This is a genomic window from Pseudomonas putida, from assembly GCF_050989985.1.
Classification (GTDB): Bacteria; Pseudomonadota; Gammaproteobacteria; order Pseudomonadales; family Pseudomonadaceae; genus Aquipseudomonas; species Aquipseudomonas putida_AI.
In genome coordinates this window covers 2,570,354-2,591,783 of the sequence record NZ_CP158815.1, presented here as the reverse complement: position 1 = coordinate 2,591,783, position 21,430 = coordinate 2,570,354, and the positions used below count along the sequence as shown (strand labels likewise).

Annotated in this window: 17 protein-coding genes and 2 pseudogenes; 8 read left to right on the top strand and 11 right to left on the bottom strand. The window is 61.2% G+C overall.

The features are described from left to right. Positions 1 to 32 precede the first annotated feature (32 nt). Together ABTV29_RS12075 and ABTV29_RS12070 are read right to left on the bottom strand one after the other, a co-directional pair. Positions 33 to 629, bottom strand: a pseudogene (locus ABTV29_RS12075) (methyl-accepting chemotaxis protein); the annotation flags it as partial. Between the two features lie 309 nt (positions 630 to 938). Continuing rightward, positions 939 to 1,586 (bottom strand): annotated as a pseudogene (locus ABTV29_RS12070) (methyl-accepting chemotaxis protein); the annotation flags it as partial. A 278-nt stretch (positions 1,587 to 1,864) separates the two neighbouring features. Between ABTV29_RS12070 and ABTV29_RS12065 the strand changes: the two are divergent. Continuing rightward, the gene (locus tag ABTV29_RS12065) at positions 1,865 to 2,296 is read left to right on the top strand and encodes a nuclear transport factor 2 family protein (protein ID WP_433770470.1); all 432 of its coding nucleotides are present in this window, start codon (positions 1,865 to 1,867) and stop codon (positions 2,294 to 2,296) included. A gap of 129 nt (positions 2,297 to 2,425) precedes the next feature. Here ABTV29_RS12065 and nirD read toward each other — a convergent pair whose 3' ends face one another. Together nirD and nirB are read right to left on the bottom strand one after the other, a co-directional pair. Further along, positions 2,426 to 2,803, bottom strand: a complete 378-nt coding sequence (gene nirD / locus ABTV29_RS12060; RefSeq protein WP_433770468.1) for a nitrite reductase small subunit NirD — start codon at positions 2,801 to 2,803, stop codon at positions 2,426 to 2,428. Further along, positions 2,803 to 5,361 (bottom strand): nitrite reductase large subunit NirB, encoded by a 2,559-nt coding sequence (gene nirB, locus ABTV29_RS12055; protein ID WP_433770466.1) that lies wholly within the window; start codon positions 5,359 to 5,361, stop codon positions 2,803 to 2,805. The genes nirD and nirB overlap by 1 nt, the downstream gene beginning before the upstream one ends. A 691-nt stretch (positions 5,362 to 6,052) precedes the next feature. Between nirB and ABTV29_RS12050 the strand changes: the two genes are divergently transcribed. Further along, the gene (locus ABTV29_RS12050) at positions 6,053 to 6,952 is read left to right on the top strand and encodes an acetoacetate decarboxylase (protein ID WP_433770463.1); all 900 of its coding nucleotides are present in this window, start codon (positions 6,053 to 6,055) and stop codon (positions 6,950 to 6,952) included. Positions 6,953 to 7,047: 95 nt separating this feature from the next. Here ABTV29_RS12050 and ABTV29_RS12045 read toward each other — a convergent pair whose 3' ends face one another. From ABTV29_RS12045 to ABTV29_RS12025, 5 genes are read right to left on the bottom strand one after another with little or no spacing between them, the layout of a single operon-like run. After that, positions 7,048 to 7,827, bottom strand: coding sequence for an SDR family NAD(P)-dependent oxidoreductase (locus tag ABTV29_RS12045; RefSeq protein ID WP_433770461.1), 780 nt, complete (start codon positions 7,825 to 7,827; stop codon positions 7,048 to 7,050). Further along, positions 7,824 to 9,002, bottom strand: a complete 1,179-nt coding sequence (locus tag ABTV29_RS12040; RefSeq protein ID WP_433770459.1) for an acyl-CoA dehydrogenase family protein — start codon at positions 9,000 to 9,002, stop codon at positions 7,824 to 7,826. The genes ABTV29_RS12045 and ABTV29_RS12040 overlap by 4 nt, the downstream gene beginning before the upstream one ends. Before the next feature lie 29 nt (positions 9,003 to 9,031). Beyond that, positions 9,032 to 9,751: a histidine phosphatase family protein gene (locus tag ABTV29_RS12035; protein WP_433770457.1), complete on the bottom strand. Its 720-nt coding sequence runs from the start codon at positions 9,749 to 9,751 to the stop codon at positions 9,032 to 9,034. Beyond that, positions 9,735 to 10,118 carry a DUF6285 domain-containing protein gene (locus tag ABTV29_RS12030; protein WP_433770455.1) on the bottom strand — a complete coding sequence of 128 codons (384 nt, stop codon included), beginning with the start codon at positions 10,116 to 10,118 and terminating at the stop codon, positions 9,735 to 9,737. The genes ABTV29_RS12035 and ABTV29_RS12030 overlap by 17 nt, the downstream gene beginning before the upstream one ends. Then, positions 10,115 to 11,173, bottom strand: a complete 1,059-nt coding sequence (locus ABTV29_RS12025; RefSeq protein WP_433770453.1) for a phosphotransferase family protein — start codon at positions 11,171 to 11,173, stop codon at positions 10,115 to 10,117. The genes ABTV29_RS12030 and ABTV29_RS12025 overlap by 4 nt, the downstream gene beginning before the upstream one ends. Before the next feature lie 247 nt (positions 11,174 to 11,420). On the opposite strand from ABTV29_RS12025, the gene prpR reads away from it, so the two are divergent. From prpR to ABTV29_RS12000, 5 genes are all read left to right on the top strand, one after another. Then, positions 11,421 to 13,388, top strand: a complete 1,968-nt coding sequence (gene prpR, locus ABTV29_RS12020) for a propionate catabolism operon regulatory protein PrpR (RefSeq protein WP_433770451.1) — start codon at positions 11,421 to 11,423, stop codon at positions 13,386 to 13,388. Between the two features lie 253 nt (positions 13,389 to 13,641). Then, positions 13,642 to 15,243 carry a long-chain fatty acid--CoA ligase gene (locus tag ABTV29_RS12015; RefSeq protein ID WP_433771849.1) on the top strand — a complete coding sequence of 534 codons (1,602 nt, stop codon included), beginning with the start codon at positions 13,642 to 13,644 and terminating at the stop codon, positions 15,241 to 15,243. An 84-nt stretch (positions 15,244 to 15,327) separates the two neighbouring features. Continuing rightward, complete coding sequence (locus ABTV29_RS12010; RefSeq protein WP_433770449.1) at positions 15,328 to 15,657, top strand: DUF485 domain-containing protein; 330 nt, start codon at positions 15,328 to 15,330, stop codon at positions 15,655 to 15,657. Further along, on the top strand, positions 15,654 to 17,318 hold the full coding sequence (locus tag ABTV29_RS12005; protein WP_433770447.1) for a cation acetate symporter: 1,665 nt from the start codon (positions 15,654 to 15,656) through the stop codon (positions 17,316 to 17,318). Before ABTV29_RS12010 ends, ABTV29_RS12005 begins: the two co-directional genes overlap by 4 nt. A gap of 45 nt (positions 17,319 to 17,363) precedes the next feature. Beyond that, positions 17,364 to 19,136: an acyl-CoA dehydrogenase C-terminal domain-containing protein gene (locus ABTV29_RS12000; RefSeq protein ID WP_433770445.1), complete on the top strand. Its 1,773-nt coding sequence runs from the start codon at positions 17,364 to 17,366 to the stop codon at positions 19,134 to 19,136. Positions 19,137 to 19,238: 102 nt separating this feature from the next. Here ABTV29_RS12000 and ABTV29_RS11995 read toward each other — a convergent pair whose 3' ends face one another. Both ABTV29_RS11995 and ABTV29_RS11990 read right to left on the bottom strand, forming a co-directional pair. After that, entirely contained in the window at positions 19,239 to 19,535 is a 297-nt protein-coding gene (locus ABTV29_RS11995) for a putative quinol monooxygenase (protein ID WP_433770444.1), read from the bottom strand. Positions 19,536 to 19,613: 78 nt separating this feature from the next. Continuing rightward, on the bottom strand, positions 19,614 to 20,297 hold the full coding sequence (locus ABTV29_RS11990) for a type 1 glutamine amidotransferase domain-containing protein (protein WP_433770442.1): 684 nt from the start codon (positions 20,295 to 20,297) through the stop codon (positions 19,614 to 19,616). Positions 20,298 to 20,454: 157 nt separating this feature from the next. Here ABTV29_RS11990 and ABTV29_RS11985 point away from each other — a divergent pair, with 157 nt between their 5' ends. After that, positions 20,455 to 21,426, top strand: coding sequence for a LysR substrate-binding domain-containing protein (locus tag ABTV29_RS11985; RefSeq protein WP_433770440.1), 972 nt, complete (start codon positions 20,455 to 20,457; stop codon positions 21,424 to 21,426). Positions 21,427 to 21,430 lie beyond the last annotated feature (4 nt).

The window sequence follows — 21,430 nt, the reverse complement described above, 5'->3', positions numbered from 1 at the left end:
TCGCGATGAGGCCCTTAAGACCGCACCAAGTGTCAGAGCCTGAACCGATCCACCGACTGCGACAGCTTACCCGCCAACGAGGACAACTCATCGGTGGTCGAAGCCGTCTGCCCGATCACCTTGCTATTGCCTTCGGACATGCCGGCGATCATCTCCACCTGATGGGCGATTTCGTTGCTGGCCAGGCTTTGTTCGCCGATGGTGCGGCTGATGTCGTTGACCAGTTGCGTGGTGTTGAGGGTGGCTTCGAGGATTTCGCGGATGGCGCGCTCGACCTCGGCGGTCACGGCCATGCCTTTGTCGACCTGGGCCACGCCCGCCTCCATGCTGGTGACCGCTTCACGGGTGTTTTGCTGGATGCGCGAGACCATGGCGGCGATCTCCTGGGTGGAGGCACTGGTGCGCCCGGCCAGGCTGCGCACTTCGTCAGCCACCACCGCAAACCCGCGCCCCTGCTCACCGGCGCGGGCGGCTTCGATAGCGGCGTTCAGGGCCAGCAGGTTGGTTTGATCGGCGATGCCCTTGATCACCTGGATGATGCTGAAAATCCCTTCGGATTCCTTGTCCAGCGTGCGGATCACCTGGGCCGACTGTTGCGCGGAACGGGCGATGCCGTCCATGTCGTTGACCACCTGGTGGATCACTCGCCCGCCATCCTTGGCCAGGGTCTCGGCCTGATTGGCCATGTCCAGCGCCCGCTCGGCATGCCGGGTGATTTCTTCGATGCTCGCGGTCATTTCGCTGGCGGCCGCGGCCATGGTGCTGGCCGCCACGCTCTGCTGCTGGCTGCTGCCGGCCACTTCGTGACAGCCATTGCTCAGCAATTCGCTCATGCCACTGACGCCGTGGGCGTTGCTGCGCACCACTTCGATCATGCCGCGCAGATCCCGCTGCATGGTGGCCAGGCTGCGGATCAGTTGCCCGGCTTCGTCGTCGCGCCGGCTCTCGACAATCGGCTCGCTGAGGTTGCCGTGGGCGATGCTCTCGGCGATGCGGCTGGCGGTCCGCAACGGTCCCATGATGCTGACGATGGCCGAGCGGCCCAGCACCATCAGCAGCAGCAAGCTGGCGATGAGCACCGCGCCGACGGTGAGGTTGGCATTGCTGATGGCCTGCGCCGTGCCCTGGCTGGTGTGCTGGGTGTTGCTTTCAATCAGCTCGCTGAGCGCCGCCATCTGGTCTTCCAGTTGGCTGAAGGTGTTGTTGAAGCCAGCGAGTTCCTTTTGCGCGGCCTCGGGGTTTTCCAGGGCCAGGCCGACAATACGCTCGGCGGCGCTGATGTAGGTGTCGAGGCTGGGCTTGATCTGGTTCAGCGCGGTTTTCAAGGTGTCGTTGACCGGCAGCTTGAGGTTGTCGCCAAGCATCTGCCGGAAATGCGCGGCGTGTTCGTCCAGGGAACTGCGCACCTCGGCCTTGCTGCTGGTGCTTTTATCCAGCCCCACCAGCATTGCCGACAGCACGTCGGCGCGCAGGGCGTCGTGCATCATGTCGGCTTCGAGGTGATTGCGCAGCGCGGACATGCTGACGTCATTGTCCTGCACCGCTTGGGCCATCTGGCCATTTCCCAGGTAACTCACCAGCCCCATGATCATCGCGGTGAGCACGCCTGTCCCGATCAGCAACAGTAAACGTAGTTTTATGGACACTCTGTGGTTCCTCTTTTCGCACGTTTTCGAATGATGCAAGCCCATTGCTGAAAAGGTTATCGGCGAGCACCGGCAGTTATTGAAAGCCTGCCCCCGGTTATAGCGGGTTTTACGACGTGCGGTAGTGATCGCCCCACATCAATCTGCTTTCGACCGTCTTCCATTCCGGGCAAAATCTGCTAGGTTGTACGACGACTTACAACAATAAGGTACTACCCATGAAAAGAGTCAAAGTGCTGGTTGGTTTTCTCTGCCTGTTCAGCGGCTACGTCGCGGCCGCCCCTTCCGCCAGTGACAAGGACGTGGCGCAAGCCGTCGACCACCTGACCGACGCGATGCTGCACAAGAACATCGCGCAGCTGCAGGCGCTGACCGCGGACACCCTGACCTACGGGCATTCCAGCGGCAAGATCCAGGACAAGAAAGCCTTCATCGACGACATCGAAACCGGCAAAAGTGCGTTCAAGACCCTGGAAATGCAGAACCAGACCATCACCGTTTCCGGCGACGTAGCGCTGGTTCGCCATCACTTCTCGGGCCAGGCTATCAAGGGCGGTGACGTGGTGCCAACGGAAATCGAGAACTTCCAGATCTGGCAGAAGCAGCACGGGAAATGGCTACTGGTAGGACGACAGGCCTATAAATTCTGATGATTCAGGGCCTGCATTGAACCTGTAGGAGCGGGCTTGCTCGCGAAGGCGTCATATCAGTCAACATCTACTTCGACTGACACACCGCTTTCGCGAGCAAGCCCGCTCCCACAGGGTATGTGTTTGCAATCAGGCGATGCCCACCTCCACCCTCCCCTCATTCAACCGCGCCGGCCAGACCCGCAGGCGTTGCTCCGGATACTCCAGGCAACTGCCGTCTTCCAGGCGAAAGTGCTGTTTGTAGATCGGTGACGCCACCACCAAGTCGCCCTTGATGTTGCCGACCAGGCCACGGCCGATGACATTGGCCCCCGATTGCGGGTCGTGGTTGTCGATGGCGTAGAGGGTCTTGCCCTCCAGGCCCGGCAGGTAGAACAGCGCCACTTGCGCGCCGTCCAGCCACACCACCACGCCTGAGTCGTTCACCAGATCCTGCTGGCTGCACACCGATTGCCAGACACCGACGTTTTCTGCACGGGCAATGCGTTGGGTATTGGACTGATTCATCAGACACGCTCCTTGACGGGAATGAGGTTGAGTTCGGCGGCCATGATCGGGCGCCGCTGGCCGCGCTCCTGGACAAAATGGATGTCCGGGTCCGGCCGCTTGTCGTTGACGAAGGTGCGGAAGCGCTTGAGTTTTTCCGGGTCCTTGAGGGCGTTGGCCCACTCGCATTCATAACGATTGACCACCAGCTGCATCTGCGTCTCCAGCTCCTCGCCCAGGCCCAGGCTGTCGTGGATGATCACGTCCTTGAGATAGTCCAGGCCGCCCTCCAGGCTCTCGCGCCAGACCGAGGTGCGCTGCAGCTTGTCGGCGGTGCGGATGTAGAACATCAGGAAGCGGTCGATGTAGCGGATCAGCGTCGCGTCATCCAGGTCAGTGGCGAACAGCTCGGCGTGACGCGGACGCATGCCGCCGTTACCGGCGATGTACAGGTTCCAGCCCTTCTCGGTGGCGATCACCCCCACATCCTTGCTCTGTGCTTCGGCGCACTCACGGGTGCATCCGGACACCGCGAACTTGAGCTTGTGCGGCGAGCGCAGGCCCTTGTAGCGGTCTTCCAGAGTCAAGGCCATCTGCACACTGTCCTGCACGCCGTAGCGGCACCAGGTACTGCCGACACAGGATTTCACCGTGCGGGTCGACTTGCCGTAGGCGTGACCGGTTTCGAAACCCGCTTCGATCAACTCGCCCCAAATGTCCGGCAATTGATGCAACTGGGCGCCGAACAGGTCGATGCGCTGGCCGCCGGTGATCTTGGTGTAGAGGTCGTATTTCTTTGCTACCACGCCAATGGCGATCAGCTTGTCTGCGGTGATCTCGCCGCCGGGGATGCGTGGCACCACCGAATAGGTGCCGTTTTTCTGCATGTTGGCCATGAAGGTGTCGTTGGTGTCCTGCAACGGCACCAGCGACGGGTCCATGATCGGCTGGTTCCAGCACGACGCCAGGATCGAGCCCACGGCGGGTTTGCAGATGTCGCAACCGGTGTGCCCGCGACCATGTTTGGCCAGCAGTTCTTCGAAGGAAATCACCCCTTCCACCCGTACCAGCGCGTACAGCTCCTGACGGGTGTAAGCGAAGTGCTCGCACAGGCTCTTGTCGACGCTGACGCCCCGGGCGACCAGTTCATGTTCGAAGACTTGCTTGAGCAGTCCGGCACAACCGCCGCAACCGGTGCAGGCCTTGGTCTGTGACTTGAGCAGGCCCAGGTCGGTGCAGCCGCCGTCGATGGCCGAGCAGATGGCGCCCTTGGTAACGTTGTGGCACGAGCAGACCGTGGCCGATTCCGGCAAGGCGCCGGGGCCGAGGGTCGGTGCGCCTTCGGACGACGGCAGGATCAGGCCCGCCGGTTCCGCTGGCAAGGCAATCGCGTTCTGCATGTATTGCAGCAGCGTGTCGTAGTAGCTGTTGTCGCCAATCAGCACCGCGCCCAGCACGTGCTTGCCACTGGCGTCCACCACCAGGCGTCGGTAGCTGGCCGTGGTCTCGTCGATGAACTGATAACTGCGCGCCCCCGGGGTATTGGCGTGGGCATCGCCGATGGAGCCGACATCGACCCCCAACAGCTTGAGCTTGGTCGACATGTCGGCGCCGCGGAACGGTTCGGCGGCATCGTCGCACAGGCGTGCCGCCACGCTGCGCGCCATCTGGTAGCCCGGGGCGACCAGACCGAACAGGCTGCCGTTCCAGGAAGCGCATTCGCCGATGGCGTAGATGTTCGGGTCGCAACTCAAGCAGGTGTCATCGATCACCACGCCGCCGCGCGGGCCGATCTCCAGCGCACATTGGCGAGCCAATGCGTCCTGGGCGCGAATACCGGCGGAGAACACCACCAGGTCGGTTTCGAGGAACTCGTCGTTGGCGAAATTCATGCGATAGCGGTACTGCTCGCCCGCGCTGATCGATTGCGTCGCGCGGGACAGGTGCACGCCAACGCCCAGCCGCTCGATCTGCGCCTTGAGCGCCAGGCCACCGAGGTCATCCAGTTGCACCGGCATCAGGCGCGGCGCGAACTCCACCACATGGGCTTCCAGGCCAAGGCTTTTCAGGGCGTTGGCCGCTTCCAGGCCCAGCAGGCCGCCGCCCACCACCACACCGCGCCGGGCATTGGCCGCCGCCGCACGGATCGCGTCGAGGTCTTCCAGGGTGCGATACACCAGGCGCGACTCGCCTTCGGCGCCCTCGATCGGCGGCACGAACGGATAGGAACCGGTGGCCAGCACCAGCTTGTCGTAAGTCACGCGACCTTCAGCAGTGATCACCTGGCGCTGCACGCGGTCGATTTCCAGCACCGGTACACCCAGGTGCAACGTGACACCCGGCGTCTCGTACAACGAGGCATCGCTCAGCGCCAGCGACTCGGCATCGCGACCGGTGAAGTACTCGGACAGATGCACACGGTCGTAGGCGCGCATCGGCTCTTCGCTGAAAACGTGCAGGCTATAGCGGTCAAGGGCACCGCGCTCGATCAGTTGCTCGACACAATGGTGCCCGACCATGCCATTGCCGATCACGACCAGCGTTTGCAGCTTGTTCAACGTGGCTACATTGGAATTCATAAACGACCCTGCCAATCACGGTTCAAAAAGCAAAAAAAAACGCCTGAAACCTTGCGGTTCCAGGCGTCTTTGCCTGTTCTTTTTCGGTGTCGTAACCAGACGGCCATGCCTGATCCACCGATATTGCCCACGACCTGTGCGGTTGATCGATCGTCGTTGACCGAGAGGGCTGCCCATCTATGTGGATGGGCTTGTGAGGTTCTTTGCAGGGTTTGTGCCAGTCATTGGTCGAAGGTGACGATTTGCGCAAAGTGAAGTCTTGCGAAATAGGCAGATTCCCTTCGCGCACCCGCTCCAGAGGCGTTGCGACAAAGGCTGACCGGGACTCGTGAGGACCCGACCAAGGGGGCGGCAACGTCTAAACCGCTGAGGGACGAAGGCAAAAAACGGCTTGAGCCGCTACCCACTGGTGCACATTTTCATTCACTGCGCTTTATAAAAGTGCATGGCCAGCCTGTTGCCCATGGCCTTCAACTCTGAAACTGCACTTTCAAGTCTGAAAGAACAGCTTCTTCCATGACTGGTCGCGCGCAACGAACTAAAAATATAACTATTTGATTTATTTGATTATTTTTCCAGAAAAAGCATGCCGCGACCTCCTGGCACAGGCATTGCTCCCTCCGGTTTTCCAAGTCGTTCATCAGCCCGACGGCCAATGCAACGACACCTGCCACAACCCGGAGACCGAACAATGAACCTTCCGATAAATCTTTCGCGCAGAGAGGTGCTGGTCACCGCCGGTGTCGGCCTGGCGGCCGCCGCGACCCCGCTTTTCGCACAATCGGGAAACGCACATGCGAGCGCCACTGGCGGCCTGTTCCTGCCGGAGTCGATCGCCGGCACGGCGTTGACCGCGGAGGGCGTGCGTCAGCAAGCGTTTGCCATGCCCATTCACGCGCCCGCCTATGCCCGACCTCCCAGTGCGTTCCTTGACCGCCCCTCGCTCACCATCAGTTATCGGACGGACATGGAACTGGCGCGAGCGCTCGTGCCGCAGCCGCTGGTGGTCAAGGATCCGATTGTCAGTTTGTCCTTCCTGTCCATGGTTGCCCCGGGAATCGGCGACTACTACGAATTTGCCCAGAGCATCTCCTGCTTTCTGGGCGATGAAGCCGTGAGTTTTCGCCCACTGATGGTCGCGGAAAACGTCACCGCCATCATGCTGGGTCGGGAAGTCTGGGGATTGCCGAAAAAATTCGGGCACCCTCGGGTCGGCCAGAACAACGAGTCGTATGTCGGAACGCTCGAATACGATGGCGCGCTGGTTGCCCGTGCGAGCATGGCCTACAAGTTCAAGGAGGTGGATCTGGCCGACGCGACGAAGGCGATGAAGGTTCCAGGCGTGGTGCTCAAGATCATCCCGGACGTCGACGGAAAAACCCCGCGCATTGCCGAACTGGTCCGATTCGAATACTCGACCGTTGAGCTCAAGGAAGCCTGGACAGGTGCCGCGAGTCTGGATCTGTTCAATCACGAAGCGGTGCCGGTGGCGGCGCTTCCGGTCCGCGAGATCGTTTCCGTGCGCCACACGCTGGGCAACTATCTGCTGGAACCCGGCAAGGTCGTTCACGACTATCTGAAGCGAACATAAGCTGACGCAACAAGTGCCCGGCCAGGGGAGAGTCACTGCTCTCTCCTGGCCGTCAGGCTTTAGTCATACCGCCTCAAACCACTCATAGCCCCGAATCACAGCCCCGAACAGGCGTGGCCACCGTCGACGGTGATCTCGGTCCCGGTCATCCCCTTGCCAGCCCGGGAAGCCAGCAACAGCAACGCGCCATCCAGATCTTCGTACTGACAAAAAGCGCGCGAAGGAATCCGCGCGCGCAGTCGTTCGCCCGCCTCGCTGCTCAGAAACCCTTGATTGATTTCCGTCACCACGTAGCCAGGCGCAATGGCGTTGACCCGGATGCCGTGACGCGCCAGCTCCAGTGCCATGGATCGCGTCAGATGGCTCAAGCCTGCCTTGGCGGCACAGTAGGGACCCACCCCGCCGCCGACCCGGCTGGCGAGGATCGACGTGATGTTGATCAGGCTGCCCTCTTTACCCGCTGCAACCATGCGACGCGCGGCCTCCTGGGCGACCATCCAGGCGCCCGTCAGATTGGTGTCGATGATCGCCTGCCAGTCGGCATCGGTGTACTCCAGGACCCGCTTGGTGTCGCTGATCCCGGCGTTGTTCACCACCACATCCAGTGCCTCCCAGTCCGCCTCGATCGCATCCAGGCAACGGATGACCGACTCCCGCGAGGTCACGTCCAGCTCATAGGCGCGTGCCTGGTGGCCTTCGAAATGCAGATCGCGCACCAACTCTTCAAGTCGATCGACCCGACGCGCCGCGACGGCAACCTTCGCGCCGGCGGCCGCCAGCGTTTTGGCAAAGTGTCGGCCGAGCCCGCTGGAGGCGCCGGTCACGAGCACGACCTGCCCTTTGAGGTCGAACAGTTGTGAGGGAATGCGGTTCATTCGGTTGCTCCTTGGGCGGTACGTGCCAGAATTTTTTTCGCCAGGCTCATGCGATGAACCTCGTTGGGACCGTCGTAGATGCGGAAGCCGCGAGCGTCGCGGAAGATCCGGTCGACGATGGCTTCACTGGTAACGCCCTGCCCGCCCAGCACCTGGACGCAGCGATCGATCACCCGCCAGATGCCTTCGGAGCTGATGACTTTGGTCATACTCGATTCGAAGTTGCCACGCTCCCCCTGATCCAGCACCCAGGCGCAATGCCAGATGGCCAGGCGAGTCGTCAAAAGGTCCATTTCGTTGTCAGCCAGCATGAAGCCGACCCCTTGATGCTCACCCAGTACTTTGCCGAACGATTCACGACGACGGGCGTAGGCGCAGGCCACATCGTGTGCCCGTCGCGCCTGTCCCAACCAGCGCATGCAATGCGTCAGGCGGGCCGGCGCCAGACGCACCTGGGCATAGCGGAACCCTTTGCCGATTTCACCCAATACATCGCTGGCGGGGATCCGCAGGTTTTCGAAGCGCAACACCGCGTGACCGCCGGTGAAACAGCTGTCGAGCGAGTCCATCATGCGTTCGAGGATGAAACCCGGGCGATCGGTATCGGTCAGGAACATGGTCGCGCTGCCGTCCTCCATCCGCGCCATGATGATGGCGACACTCGCGCCTTCGGCACCGGTGATCAGCCACTTGCGGCCATTGATGAGGTAGTCGTCGCCGTCGCGCACCGCAGTCGTGGTCAGCATCGATGGATCGGAACCGGCACCGGGTCCAGGCTCGGTCATCGCGAAACAGGAACGGATTTGCCCCTGGACCATCGGCAGCAGCCAGCGTTGTTTCTGGGCTTCGCTGGCGACCACCTCCATCAAGTGAATGTTGCCTTCATCCGGGGCGTGAATGTTCAGTGCAGTAGGCCCCAGCGGCGAGTAAGCGGCCTCCTCGAACAGGATCGCCTTGGCCACATGGGACAGCCCCAGGCCGCCCATGTCCCGGGAGGCATGCGGCGTCAGCAGGCCATGGGCGCGTGCCTTCTCGACCAGAGCCTGACGCAGCTCTTCAGAGGGTCCGTGGGGCCCTTGGCGAGGGTCGTTCTCCATCGGGATGATTTCGTTGGCAATGAATTGTCTGACTTTCGCCTGCAGGGTCAGCAGCTCATCGGAAAGGGCGAAGTTCATAGGGATTTTCCTTGGGTACAAGAGGTTCTTCAGGCCTTCAAGCCATCGGGCTTGATCGCGCTGAACAGGTTTTCGAGGACGGTGTTGTGAATAGCGGACTTGTGCGGGTCGTAAGGGGTGTAATTGAGTGTCCGGATGATCGCGTCCGTGACCTGACTGCCCCGCATGTCGATGTCCAGGACGTTCAGGCAGGCGGTGTCCTGTTCAAAGGCAGCGATTTCGGCAAGCCCCGAACCACTGGCCCATGCCAGCAAGACCCGATTGACCGCGTCATGGCTGACGATCAGCGCGCTGGTCCATTCGGGATCGGCCAGCAGATCGAAAAACACCCTTAGCACCCGGCGCTCGAACGCGTCCCAGCGCTCGCCACCCAGAAAGGTCGCATCAGGCAACGCGGCAAATCGGTAAGCGCCGGTGACCGCTTCGAACAGCGTCTCGGCCGGCAACTCGCGCAAGCGTCCCGCACGAATTTCACGCAGCTGTGGCGTTGCTTCGAACGCAGCCTGCCTGTCGCTCAGTATCAGCTCCAGGGTCTGCTGCGCCCTCGGATAATCCGAACACAGGACCCGATCGAAGCTGAGCGGCTGCAGCACCTGCCCGAGCGCCTGCACCTGTTGCTCGCCGGTACGCGACAGCGGCACCAGCCGTGGGTCCAGCGGCCGGCCATCGGCATGGAAATAATCGACATGGCCGTGGCGTACCAGATAACAGCGGCGACGGCGGACAGGCATCTCAGACCTGCTGTTCATCTGCCACCACCTTGGGATTGCTGATTGCAAGGTTCGCCCTGGTGATCTCCATCAAGGCACCCAGCAACGTATCGTTGGCATCGCCGGTGCGGTCGTAAAGCCCCTGACGAATGAACTGGCAGAGCAACGCCCGGGCGTCCTGCGGTGTCAGCCCGGCAAGGCTGTGGATCCCCAGAACATCCGCCAGTCGCTGTTCCTCCAGCCACTCCGCCGTCAGTCCCAGATCGATCTCCCGGCACGTCATCGCCATGGCACTGGCGATCATCCGGCATTCGTAATGCAGATGTTCCGGCAAGGCGGGCATCAGCTGTTTGAGCAGTACGTCACGGGCTGTCTGCATCAGCTCCACGGCATTTGGCTGGTTCATGACCGTCCCCCACTGAGCGTCAGGATTTCGTATTCAAGTTCCGGCACCATTCGACCGGTGAGCGCCAGCTCGAGCGAGCGTTGTTGACCCGACAAGTGACGTTGCGCCTGTTGCACCGCCACCACGGCCCAGCGGATATGCGCCATGAGCTGCCAGAATTTCAGCTCCTCACGGCTGGGACGGTAACCGGATACGTCCTGGTAGCCCCGCATGAAGTCACTCAGTTCGCCCATGCCACCCGCCTCCCTGTCCGGGCGGGCGAAACGCCAACATTTGGCGGTAAACCAGCCGAGGTCTTCGCGAGGATCGCCCCAGCAGGCGAACTCCCAATCAAGCACACCCGCCAGGTGCTGCTGATCGACCATGAAGTTGCCCGTGCGGTAGTCCCGGTGAATCAGCCGGACAGGCATCGGCTCCGGGCGATTCAGTTCACACCAGCGCAGCCCCCATTCGATCACTGGATGGTTGCTCGGTAACTCATTGAGGTAGTGCCGGTACAGATTGATCGTGGCCTGGATCGGGTCGTTTTCCGCGGCGGGCAGAAACCCGAGGCCCGGATGATCCGGAGTGATTCGATGCAGCAAGGCCAGGCTGCGCCCCAGCTCTTCGCACAAGGCGCCTCGGGCGCTGTCGAGACTTTTATCCAGCGTCAGGCGATGACCGCTGGCCGTCCCCCCAATGGCCTGCATGATGAAAAAGTCGCGACCGATGACGGAGGCGTCCTGGCACAGCCACAGCGGCTCAGGCACTTTCACACCGGCCTGGTGCACGGCACTCAGTACGGCAAATTCCTGTGCGCGGCTCATGCTCACCGCTACCGACGAGGGTGAGTCCGTGCGCAGCACCCACTGGCGGGTGACGCTGACAGCACCTTCGGTCACCTGCGCCTGCAGCAGCCAGTTCTCCTGAATCGCACCACCGGAGAGGCGCGAGCTTTTTTCGATTTGCACCTGCTCGCAATCGAGCCGGTTTGCCAGGAAGGTCGCCAACGCCTGGTGCGCGTCGCCGACATCGACCCGTGGATACGGGTTTCCTGAAAGATGGAGGGTCGTCATGGTTGATTCTTCTCGTAGGTGTTGACCTGATCGAGGTGAGAGCAAGAGCCACGCCATGTGCGAATCACGCTTGATTTTTTATTTTTATTCCTTTTAAAACAGTTACTTATAAATACATTGCACCTATGAAGCAGCGCCTCCGACAGACTGTCGATTGCAGATTTGAAATCTTTATTTCAACATGGAAAAGAACGAACATGGCCGACAAGCACGGTGCACCCGCTTGCCCTGAAGAGCAGAAAACAGCATGCCAACCGAACATTACCTGCCACGCGTCATCGCTCTGATTACCCATTTGCACATACCGCAGGGCCCCAGTCGCATGGCTCGAATCGTCCAGCAGGTGGTCCCGGATTACCTCAATCGCACGCAGCTGGAGATCGTGGAAACGAGCGTCACGCAGTTGCTGGCAAAGGGTCGGGAACTGGAAAGTCGAGGTGACGTGGACGTGATCATCTGCTCCGGTGCTACAGCCGAATATCTGCGTCGACACCTCTCGACCACGATCCTTTCTATTCGCATGGGTGAGTACGATCTGATTCGCGCAATCGATCTGGCGAAGGCCAGAGCCACCAAGGTTGGCATCCTGACCTTCCAGCACACCCATCCAGAACTGCAAGCCATGGCCTCGCTCTTCACGGTCGACATCCGCCAGGCGACCTACACCAGTTTCGAGGAAGCACGGCAACAGATCCGCCACTTGATGGACGACGGCTACGGGGTGATCGTCGGCTCTTCCACTGCCGTCGAAGTGGCCGAGGAAGCCGGCGCCCAAGGCGTGCTTGCACTCAACGCCGATGCCGTGCGCCGGACATTGGACGATGCGTTGGCCATTTGTCGCAGCCGTGCGCTGGCACTGGTCCAGCAACAACGGCTGAACGCCGTGCTGCGCAACCTGACCGATGGCGTGGTCGCTATCGACGCCAGCGGTGTGGTGCAGTCGCTGAACCCGAAAATGGCGAGCCTGCTGGGCGTTTCCAGCGAATGGGCGCATGAGCGGCACATCGGCGAGATACTGCCCGACCTGAGCATTTCGCAAGTGCTGAGCAGTGGTGAGACCGAAGACAGCCGGCTGATCAAAGCGGGCGGAAAAACCCTGGTGGCCAACATCAGCCCGATCATCGACAACGGCAAGACCGACGGCGCGATCATCACCTGCCAGGAAACCAACGTCATTCAGCGCGCCGATCGCCGCATCCGTGCCCAGGCCCGTCCACGGCAGTTCACTGCGCGGTATCGCTTCGATCAGATTCTCGGCGACGCCCCCGGATTTCGCGAAATGCTGCGCCTGGCGCAAGGCTATGCGCAGACCGATTCCACAGTGCTGATCACCGGCGAAAGCGGCACGGGCAAGGAGCTGCTCGCGCAAAGCCTGCACAATGCCAGCCCCCGTCAGCCCGGCCCTTTTGTCGCGATCAACTGCGCGGCATTTCCCGAGTCCCTTCTGGAAAGTGAACTGTTCGGCTACGAGGAAGGCGCATTCACCGGATCGCGCAAAGGCGGCAAGATCGGCCTGATCGAAACCGCGCACACAGGCACACTGTTTCTCGACGAAATCGGTGACATGCCGGTATCCCTCCAGACCCGCCTGCTGCGTGTCCTGCAAGAACGCGAAGTGTTGCGCCTTGGCGCGTCCGAACCGACGCCGGTCGACATCAGGGTCATCGCCGCAACCCATTGCGACTTGCGCGAGCGCATCGCGGATGGCCGCTTCAGGGAAGACCTCTACTACCGGCTCAACATCCTGCGCCTGGCTGTTCCGCCCCTGCGCGAACGTCCCCAGGACATTGCCACCCTCGCCCGGGCGATCCTGCAAAAACTGCCCCGACAGCCACAGGCCAAAGGCTTCGATCAACAGCAGCTGCAAGACCTGATGCCCTGGCTGCTCAAGCATCGCTGGCCGGGGAACATCCGTGAACTGGAGAACATCATTGAGCGCGCGGCGCTTTCCGGCCGGGAACTGAGTGAGCGTCAAGCGAGCGGAACGCTCCACACGCTGTTCCCCGAGCTGTTCGAGGGAGCGGACGCCGAAAGCCAGCTGACCGGCGCGCAACCCTTCGGCGTCGATCTGCGCAGCTTCGGCAAGGCCACGGAAGTGGCCCACGTCAGGCAGGTGGTAGAAGCCTGCAACGGCGACATGGATGAAGCTGCGCGACGCCTGGGAATCAGCCGCACCACCTTGTGGCGACGATTGCGCGCAGGCGCCGACAAGTGAAATCGCCGCGATCTGGTCAACTTCAAATATGAAAATTCGAGCTTGGATAATGTTCCAGGTTTGAAATCACGCTGAATGCGTTTATCTCCCAAGCGAGGCGGACCATGATTTAATTTCCTTTATTAACAAACGCTTAGCCTGACAAAAAGCTTTGCGAGCGCCATTGGCACAGCCATTGCTCTGACACTGCCGAGGGATCCTGCGTCGATCCCATATCCAATAAGAACAAGGCAGGAGGTCGCCTGTGCTGGGCATGATGATGAACTACAACCTGGGTATTGCCGCCCTTATGCGGCATACCGAGCAGGTTGCTGCCGATACCGAGATCGTTTCGTTGCTCGCCGACGAACGCGTCCACCGATACACCTACCGCCAGGCCTTCGCACGCGTTCGCCGGCTGGCCAATGTCCTCGAACAACTGAATGTCCCTGGCGATGCGCGAGTCGGAACCCTGGCCTGGAATGACTATCGCCACTTCGAACTGCACTACGCGGTGCCCGCTTCGGGTCGTGTCTGTCACACCGTCAATCCCAAGCTGTTCCCTGAGCAGGTCAGCTACATCATCCGCCACGCTCAAGATGATGTGTTGTTCATCGATCCGCAGTTCCTGCCGCTGGTAGAAAGCCTGCAGACCGAGCTGGCCTGCGTGCGCCACTTCGTTGCCCTTTGCGCCAGCAACGAGCTGCCGCCCAGCAGGCTTCCCAACCTGCACTGCTATGAGGAACTGCTGGAGAAGGCTGCGGACAATTACACCTGGCCCGATCTCGATGAGCAGCGGGCATGCGGGCTCTGCTACACCTCCGGCACCACCGGCAACCCCAAAGGCGTGTTGACCAGCCATCGCAGCACCGTCCTGCATGGCATGGCCCAGAACATGGCTGACCAGGTCGGATTGCGAGCAATTGACGTGGTCCTGCCGCTGGTGCCGATGTTCCATGTCAACGCATGGGGGATGCCCTACAACGCAGCGATGGTCGGCGCCAAACTGGTGTTGCCGGGCCCTCGGGCGGGAGATGCCGGCGCGGTGGTGAAACTGATCAGGGATGAAACGGTGACTTTTTCACTGGGCGTGCCGACCCTGTGGGCAAACATCAGCCAGTACCTCAATGCCAGCGATCAGCAGATCCCCAGCCTCAAACGCGCGGTTACCGGTGGCGCTGCCTGCCCGCTGTCATTGATCCAGGCGATGCGCCAACACGGCGTGTCCCTGGAAAACGGCTGGGGCATGACCGAGATGAGCCCGATGGGCAGCTACAACCGTTATCAACCCTGGTACGACCAGCTGGAAGATGAGGACCGGGCCAAGCAAGTGCTCAAATCCGGTCGCGCGCTATTCGGGGTCGAGATGCGCCTGATCGATGAAGCGGGCGAACCCGTGGAGCATGACGGGATAGCCTCGGGGGCCTTGCAGGTACGCGGGCCGTGGGTCAGCAACGGTTACTACGGCCAGGAAACCCGTGACGGCTGGTTCGACACCGGCGATGTCGCCACCCTGGACAGTCACGGCTACATGCAGATCACCGACAGAATCAAGGACATGATCAAGTCCGGTGGCGAATGGATCTGCTCGGTGGAGATCGAAAACGCGATCATGGCGCATCCCGGCGTTGCGCAAGCCGCGGTCATCGGCGTTGCACACCCGATCTGGAGTGAACGACCTTTGCTGGTGATCGTTTGCACAGACCCCGATCACGCGCCCGGTCACCAGGAGCTCATGGCGTTTCTCGAAGGCAAGGTACCCAAGTGGTGGTTGCCGGACGCCAGCGAGTATCTGCGCGAACTGCCACACACGGCGACCGGCAAGGTCAGCAAGAAATCGCTGCGCGCGCACTTCGCGGACTTCGTCTGGCCCTGACCGCCCCCTCCTCTTTCATTGATCCACGGCCTGGCAACAGCCAGGCCGCCGGGCAGCCCTACAACAAAAATAAACGGAGGCATCATGTCCAATACCGCTCAACAGTTATCGGATCACTACAGCCGCATCCGCAACAATCCGCGCTTCATTGCCATGAGCACGGCGCGTTCGCGCACCTCGTGGCTGCTCAGCGCGCTGGTGCTGAGCGCTTATTTTCTGTTCATGGCGCTTGCCGCCTGTTTACCACAAGTGCTGCATGCACCGCTCTACCCCGGCAGCCACCTGACACTGGGCATCCCGCTGGGGGCTTCGATCATTCTGATTTCCTGGCTGCTGACAGGCTGGTACGTGCATCGGGCCAACAGCCACTTCGATCACCTGAGCGAACAAATCGTCAAGGAGTGCCGCGCATGAACCGTTCCCTGGCGTTACCTGTTGCGACTTGCCTGTCGGTCCTGCCCGCCCTGGCTTGCGCGGACACGCTCAATGCCTCCAGGCAACCGATGAATCTGCCGGCGATCGGTATCTTCCTGCTGTTTGTGCTGGCAACCCTGGTGATTACCTGGTGGGCATCGCGGCGCACTCGCTCGGCCCACGACTTTTACACGGCCGGCGGCGGCATCAGCGGCTGGCAAAACGGCCTGGCGATCGCTGGTGACTACATGTCCGCCTCGACCCTTTTGGGATTGTCGAGCCTGGTGTTCACCAAGGGCTATGACGGCTTCATTTATGTCATCGGCTTCTTTGTCGGCTGGCCCGTACTGACCTTTCTGATGGCCGAGCGCCTGCGCAACCTTGGGCGCTACACCTTTGCCGATATCGTTTCGTTCCGGCTCGATCAGCGCAAGATCCGCGTGCTGGCCGCCTGCGGTTCGTTGACGGTGGTGTGTTGCTACCTGCTGTTGCAGATGGTCGGCGCCGGGCAACTGATCAAATTGCTGTTCGGGCTCGACTACGCGGTTGCCGTGGTCGTGGTCGGCGTGCTGATGCTGGTTTATGTGGTGTTCGGCGGCATGCTGGCCACCACCTGGGTGCAGATTACCAAGGCGATTCTGCTGCTGGCGGGCGGTACGACGTTGATGCTGCTGTCCCTGGCGCATTTCGATTTCAGCCTGGAAACACTGGCCCGGCGAGCCGTAGAAGTGCACGCCAGTGGCTGGAGCATCATGGGCCCAGGATCCATGCTGTCCAATCCGCTCAATGTCGCTTCCATGGCCCTCGGCCTGGTGTTCGGCCTGGCAGGATTGCCGCACATCCTGATGCGCTTTTTCACCGTTGCCAATGCCAGGGAAGCACGCAAGTCGGTGTTCTACGCATCGGGCTTCATCGGGTTCTTCTTCCTGATCGTTTGTGTGCTGGGTTACGCCGCTATCGTCATCGTCGGCACCGATGCGCAGTATTTCGTGGATGGCAAACCGGGTGGCGCGCTGGTGGGCGGCAGCAACATGGTGGCCATGCACCTGGCCCGGGCCGTCGGCGGGAATCTGTTTCTCGGCTTTCTGTCCGCCGTGGCTTTCGCCACGATTCTTGCCGTGGTCGCGGGCCTGACCCTCGCCGGTGCCTCGGCGATCTCCCACGACCTCTACCTGACGGTTCTCAAGCATGGCAACGCCACCGAGAAGCAGGAAATGCGCGTCACCCGCATGGCGGTCATCGGGCTCGGGGTGATTGCCATCGGCCTTGGCATCCTCTTCGAGCAAGTGAATATCGCCTTCCTGGTCGGGCTGACATTCGGCATCGCCGCCTCGGCCAACTTCCCCGTGTTGATCATGGCCATGTACTGGAAAGGCCTGACAACCCGCGGAGCCATATACGGCGGCCTGACGGGACTGGTTTGCGCCCTGGCCCTGGTGACGCTCTCGCCCACGGTGTGGGTCACCGTGCTCGGCCATGCCCAGGCGATTTTCCCCTATGACCATCCGGCGCTGTTCTCGATGCCGCTGGCCTTCCTGGTGATCGTCATCGTTTCCAGGCTCGATCGCAGCGCCCAGGCGCAAAAGGATCGGGCCGGTTTCGACGATCAGAAGGTCCGCGCCGAAACCGGCCTGGGCATCGCCACAGCCGCCACCCACTGACCGGCAGGGGCTGCCGTGGCCCCTGCTCCCTTTCGAGACGATCAAATGACCCCATACAACGCCCCCCTGCGAGACATGCGTTTTGTCCTGCACGAAGTCTTCGACGCCCCCTCGCTCTGGTCACGATTGCCCGCCCTGGCAGAACGGGTCGACGCCGACACCGCCAATGCCATCCTCGAAGAAGCAGCCAAGGTCACCGGCCAGCTCATCGCCCCGCTCAACCGAAGCGGAGACGAGCAAGGCGCGCAGTGGAACGACGGCATTGTCACCACGCCGTCCGGTTTCAAGGAGGCCTACGCCACCTACATCCGGGGTGGCTGGGTGGGTCTGAGTGGCAACCCCGAATTCGATGGCATGGGCATGCCCAAGATGCTGGCGGTGCAATTCGAGGAAATGCTCTACGCCGCCAACAGCAGTTTCGCCCTTTACTCGACGCTGTCCTCCGGCGCATGCCTGGCCATCGATGCCCATGCCAACGCGGACCTGCGAGCCACCTATCTGCCGCCAATGTACGAAGGTCGCTGGGCCGGCTCCATGTGCCTGACCGAGCCGCACGCCGGGACCGATCTTGGCTTGCTGCGCACCCGCGCCGAGCCGCAGGCAGACGGCCGTTATCGCATCAGTGGCACCAAGATATTCATCACCGGTGGCGAGCAGGACCTGACGGAAAACATCATCCACCTGGTGCTGGCGAAACTGCCGGACGCGCCTGCCGGGGCGAAAGGCATTTCGTTGTTTCTGGTGCCCAAGGTGCTGGTCAACGCCGATGGCAGCCTCGGGGCGCGCAATGCGCTGAGCTGCGGTTCCATCGAACACAAGATGGGCATCAAGGCCTCGGCTACCTGTGTGATGAATTTCGATGGCGCCACCGGCTACCTGATTGGCGAGGCCCACAAGGGCATGGCCGCGATGTTCACCATGATGAATTACGAGCGCCTGTCCATCGGCATCCAGGGCATTGGCTGCGCCGAGGCTTCCACTCAGGCAGCCATTGGCTACGCCCGCGAACGCCTGCAAAGTCGGGCCCCCACCGGCCCGACGGCCCCTGACAAGGGCGCCGATCCGATCATCCGCCATCCCGATGTTCGGCGGATGTTGCTCGGCATGAAGGCACTCACCGAAGGCGGCCGCGCCTTCGCCTGTTACGTGGGCCAGCAACTCGACCTTGCCAAATACGCGCAAGACCCCGAAGAGCGCAAAAACGCCCAGGTCCTTGCCGCCTTGCTCACCCCGGTGGCCAAGGCGTTTTTCACCGATACGGGACTGGAAAGCTGCGTCAATGGCCAACAGGTATTCGGCGGTCATGGTTACATCCGCGAATGGGGACAGGAGCAGTACGTGCGTGACGTGCGCATCGCGCAAATCTATGAAGGCACCAATGGCATCCAGGCCCTCGACCTGCTGGGACGCAAGGTGATTGCCGACGGCGGTGCTGCATTGCGTCTGTTCTGCACGCAAGCACTGGATTTCGCACAGGGTCATACCGCGCCCTATGGCAAAGCACTGATGGCGGCCGTTACGCGCTTGCGTGACGTCAGCGACTGGCTGATGGACAACGCCACGACCAACCACAATGAAACAGGTGCCGCATCGGTGGAGTATCTGCACCTGTTCGGCTATGTCGCCTACGCCTGGATGTGGGCGCGCATGGCTGCCGTGGCAGAGGCTCGACTCAGCGAGGACCCGGCTTTCTACGGCGCCAAACTGGCCACCGCCGCGTTCTACTTCCAGCGCCTGCTGCCACGCACACTTAGCCTTGAAGCCGGCATTCGGGCTGGCAGCGATACGCTTTTCGGATTGACTGACGACCAGTTCTGATTGATTTTCAGGGTGCGGTCTTCCCCCTTTGGACCGCGCCTTTTTTATGTGCCGGCAAGCCTTGTCTGCTCCATGAAAACAACAAGAGGCCGCAGGCTGCTGTCAGGTTACCCGCTCGTATTTGACGATCCGGGCGTCGCCCTGCAGCAGGTCGGCGGCCTGGGCAAGTGCTGCTTGCAGGTGAGGGGTTTGCCAATGCTGCGCTTCGGCGTCAGCACTGTCCCACACCTCGAAGGAGGTAAATTCCAGGGGGTTGGTCAGGGATTGGTAGTAGGCGTATTCCAGGCAGCCAGTCTCCTGGCATGTCTGCCGGCTGAGTTCGGCCAGCACGCCGCGCATGGCTTCAAGCCCATGGGGTTTCACCACAAAGCTTGCCATCACATACAGACGAGTGCTCATGTCCAGTCAATGCTCCAAATGAACACCGGCCATTTCGCGCCTTGCGTGGAAGCGACGAAACAGCCGGCAGCACGGCCCTTAGCGAGTCAGTTCTTTGAGTACGAGATCCGCGACAGGCCCGCCGGAGGCCGGGTTCTGGCCGGTAATGACACGTCGGTCAGCCACTGCAAACGGTGCCCATGGCTCCGCTGCCTTTTTGTAGATGGCGCCGCGTTTAACCATCTCATCCTCAGTCAGGTAGGGAACGTACTTGTCCAGCTCGGCAATCTTTTCCTCGTTGTTGGAAAAACCGGTGACTTCCTTGCCTTCGATCAGCAACGAGCCGTCGGTGAGTTTGATGTTCAGCAACCCCACTGCACCGTGGCAAACGGAGGACACGATGCCACCGCTCTCATAGATGCTGCGGCTCAGCGCCTGCAGTTCCTCATTGTCCGGGAAGTCCCAGACAACGCCATGCCCTCCGGCGTAATAGATCACCGAGTAATCCGCCGGATTGACCTGATCCGGCCTGAGCGTTGCGCCCAGCCGATCCATGAACGACTTGTCCTGATACCACTGCCAATCACCTTCATCGGCCATGGCCAGGCTGTGAGGGTCAATGGGCGTGTAGCCACCCTTGGGACTCACATAGTCGACCTGAAAACCCGCGTCCTGGACTTTTCTGACGAAGTGCACCGCCTCACCCAGCCAAAGACCGGTGGCACGTGCCAGATTTGGGTATTTGGGAAAGCTGGTCAGTACCACCAGCATTTTCTTGCTCATGCTTCACCTCACTTTCATGCGCTACAAAAAACAGCAGCCACACCTCGATCGGAGGTGGGTCCCGCCACTTGGCGAGACCACACATTAATCCGCACATCGGGCCCCTCGATAGGCACCGAGTCGCAATTGACTATTGCATATATGGAACACCTGTCCGATGTATGACCTCAATGAGCTGTACCTCTTTGCGCAAATCGTCGAGCACCAGGGTATCGGCGCCGCCAGTCGCGAACTGGGCATACCCAAATCCAGGCTCAGTCGTCATTTGTCGGCCCTTGAAGAACGCCTGGGCATTCGCCTGATCAATCGCTCGACAAGGCAATTCTCGGTTTCCGAGCTTGGCCTTGAGTACTACCAGCATTGTCTGGTGATGCTCGACAGCGCGAGCGCGGCGCAATCGCTGATCGATAACAGCCGCTCATCGCCCAAAGGCATCGTGCGGATCGCCTGCCCGACTGCCCTGCTCAACTTTCTGGTCGCCGGGATGATTGCCCGCTATATGCGTCGCTTCCCCGAGGTGGAGATACATCTGGAGAGCACCAACCGCACGGTTGATCCACTGCGCGAAGGTTTCGATATTGTTCTGCGGGTCGGCTTTGCGCCTTTCGAGGACAGCGGCCTGACCATGAAGACGCTCACGCGCAGTCCTCATCAGCTGGTTGCAAGCCCGGGCCTGATCGAGCGTCTGGGGCCGCCCGCCTCACTGGCCGATCTGGCGCGCTATCCGAGCCTCGACATGGGTCCCTGCACGCGCCAGTACCAATGGAACATGGAGGGGCCTGGCGGTGTACAGGCCACCGTGCGCCATACGCCGCGGCTGATCACTGACGACATGATCACCCTTCGGCGGGTCGCGCTCGAAGGCGGCGGCATTGTCCAGCTGCCGGAGCTGGTGGTGTTCAAAGACATTCGAAACGGCATTCTCGTGCCGGTCCTGAAGGACTGGAAACCCAGGAGCGCCATCGTTCATGCGCTGTTTGCGTCACGGCGCGGCCTGATGCCGTCGATCAGAAGCCTGCTTGATTTCCTGGCGGACAGTTTTGCCGAGCTGGATTTCGACAATCTGTATGAAGGGTATGTTCTCAGGGGTGATGAGGACGCCTGCGTTCTCACGGGTTCAACCCCGTGAGATC

Coding starts and splice junctions, on each gene's coding strand:
- nirB (WP_433770466.1), bottom strand. CDS start 5,361: ATGAATTCCAATGTAGCCACGTTGAACAAGCTGCAAACGCTGGTCGTG.
- ABTV29_RS12000 (WP_433770445.1), top strand. CDS start 17,364: ATGACCCCATACAACGCCCCCCTGCGAGACATGCGTTTTGTCCTGCAC.
- ABTV29_RS12050 (WP_433770463.1), top strand. CDS start 6,053: ATGAACCTTCCGATAAATCTTTCGCGCAGAGAGGTGCTGGTCACCGCC.
- ABTV29_RS12025 (WP_433770453.1), bottom strand. CDS start 11,173: ATGACGACCCTCCATCTTTCAGGAAACCCGTATCCACGGGTCGATGTC.
- ABTV29_RS11995 (WP_433770444.1), bottom strand. CDS start 19,535: ATGAGCACTCGTCTGTATGTGATGGCAAGCTTTGTGGTGAAACCCCAT.
- ABTV29_RS12010 (WP_433770449.1), top strand. CDS start 15,328: ATGTCCAATACCGCTCAACAGTTATCGGATCACTACAGCCGCATCCGC.
- ABTV29_RS12040 (WP_433770459.1), bottom strand. CDS start 9,002: ATGAACTTCGCCCTTTCCGATGAGCTGCTGACCCTGCAGGCGAAAGTC.
- prpR (WP_433770451.1), top strand. CDS start 11,421: ATGCCAACCGAACATTACCTGCCACGCGTCATCGCTCTGATTACCCAT.
- ABTV29_RS12035 (WP_433770457.1), bottom strand. CDS start 9,751: ATGAACAGCAGGTCTGAGATGCCTGTCCGCCGTCGCCGCTGTTATCTG.
- ABTV29_RS12065 (WP_433770470.1), top strand. CDS start 1,865: ATGAAAAGAGTCAAAGTGCTGGTTGGTTTTCTCTGCCTGTTCAGCGGC.
- ABTV29_RS11985 (WP_433770440.1), top strand. CDS start 20,455: ATGTATGACCTCAATGAGCTGTACCTCTTTGCGCAAATCGTCGAGCAC.
- ABTV29_RS12030 (WP_433770455.1), bottom strand. CDS start 10,118: ATGAACCAGCCAAATGCCGTGGAGCTGATGCAGACAGCCCGTGACGTA.
- ABTV29_RS12005 (WP_433770447.1), top strand. CDS start 15,654: ATGAACCGTTCCCTGGCGTTACCTGTTGCGACTTGCCTGTCGGTCCTG.
- nirD (WP_433770468.1), bottom strand. CDS start 2,803: ATGAATCAGTCCAATACCCAACGCATTGCCCGTGCAGAAAACGTCGGT.
- ABTV29_RS12045 (WP_433770461.1), bottom strand. CDS start 7,827: ATGAACCGCATTCCCTCACAACTGTTCGACCTCAAAGGGCAGGTCGTG.
- ABTV29_RS12015 (WP_433771849.1), top strand. CDS start 13,642: ATGATGATGAACTACAACCTGGGTATTGCCGCCCTTATGCGGCATACC.
- ABTV29_RS11990 (WP_433770442.1), bottom strand. CDS start 20,297: ATGAGCAAGAAAATGCTGGTGGTACTGACCAGCTTTCCCAAATACCCA.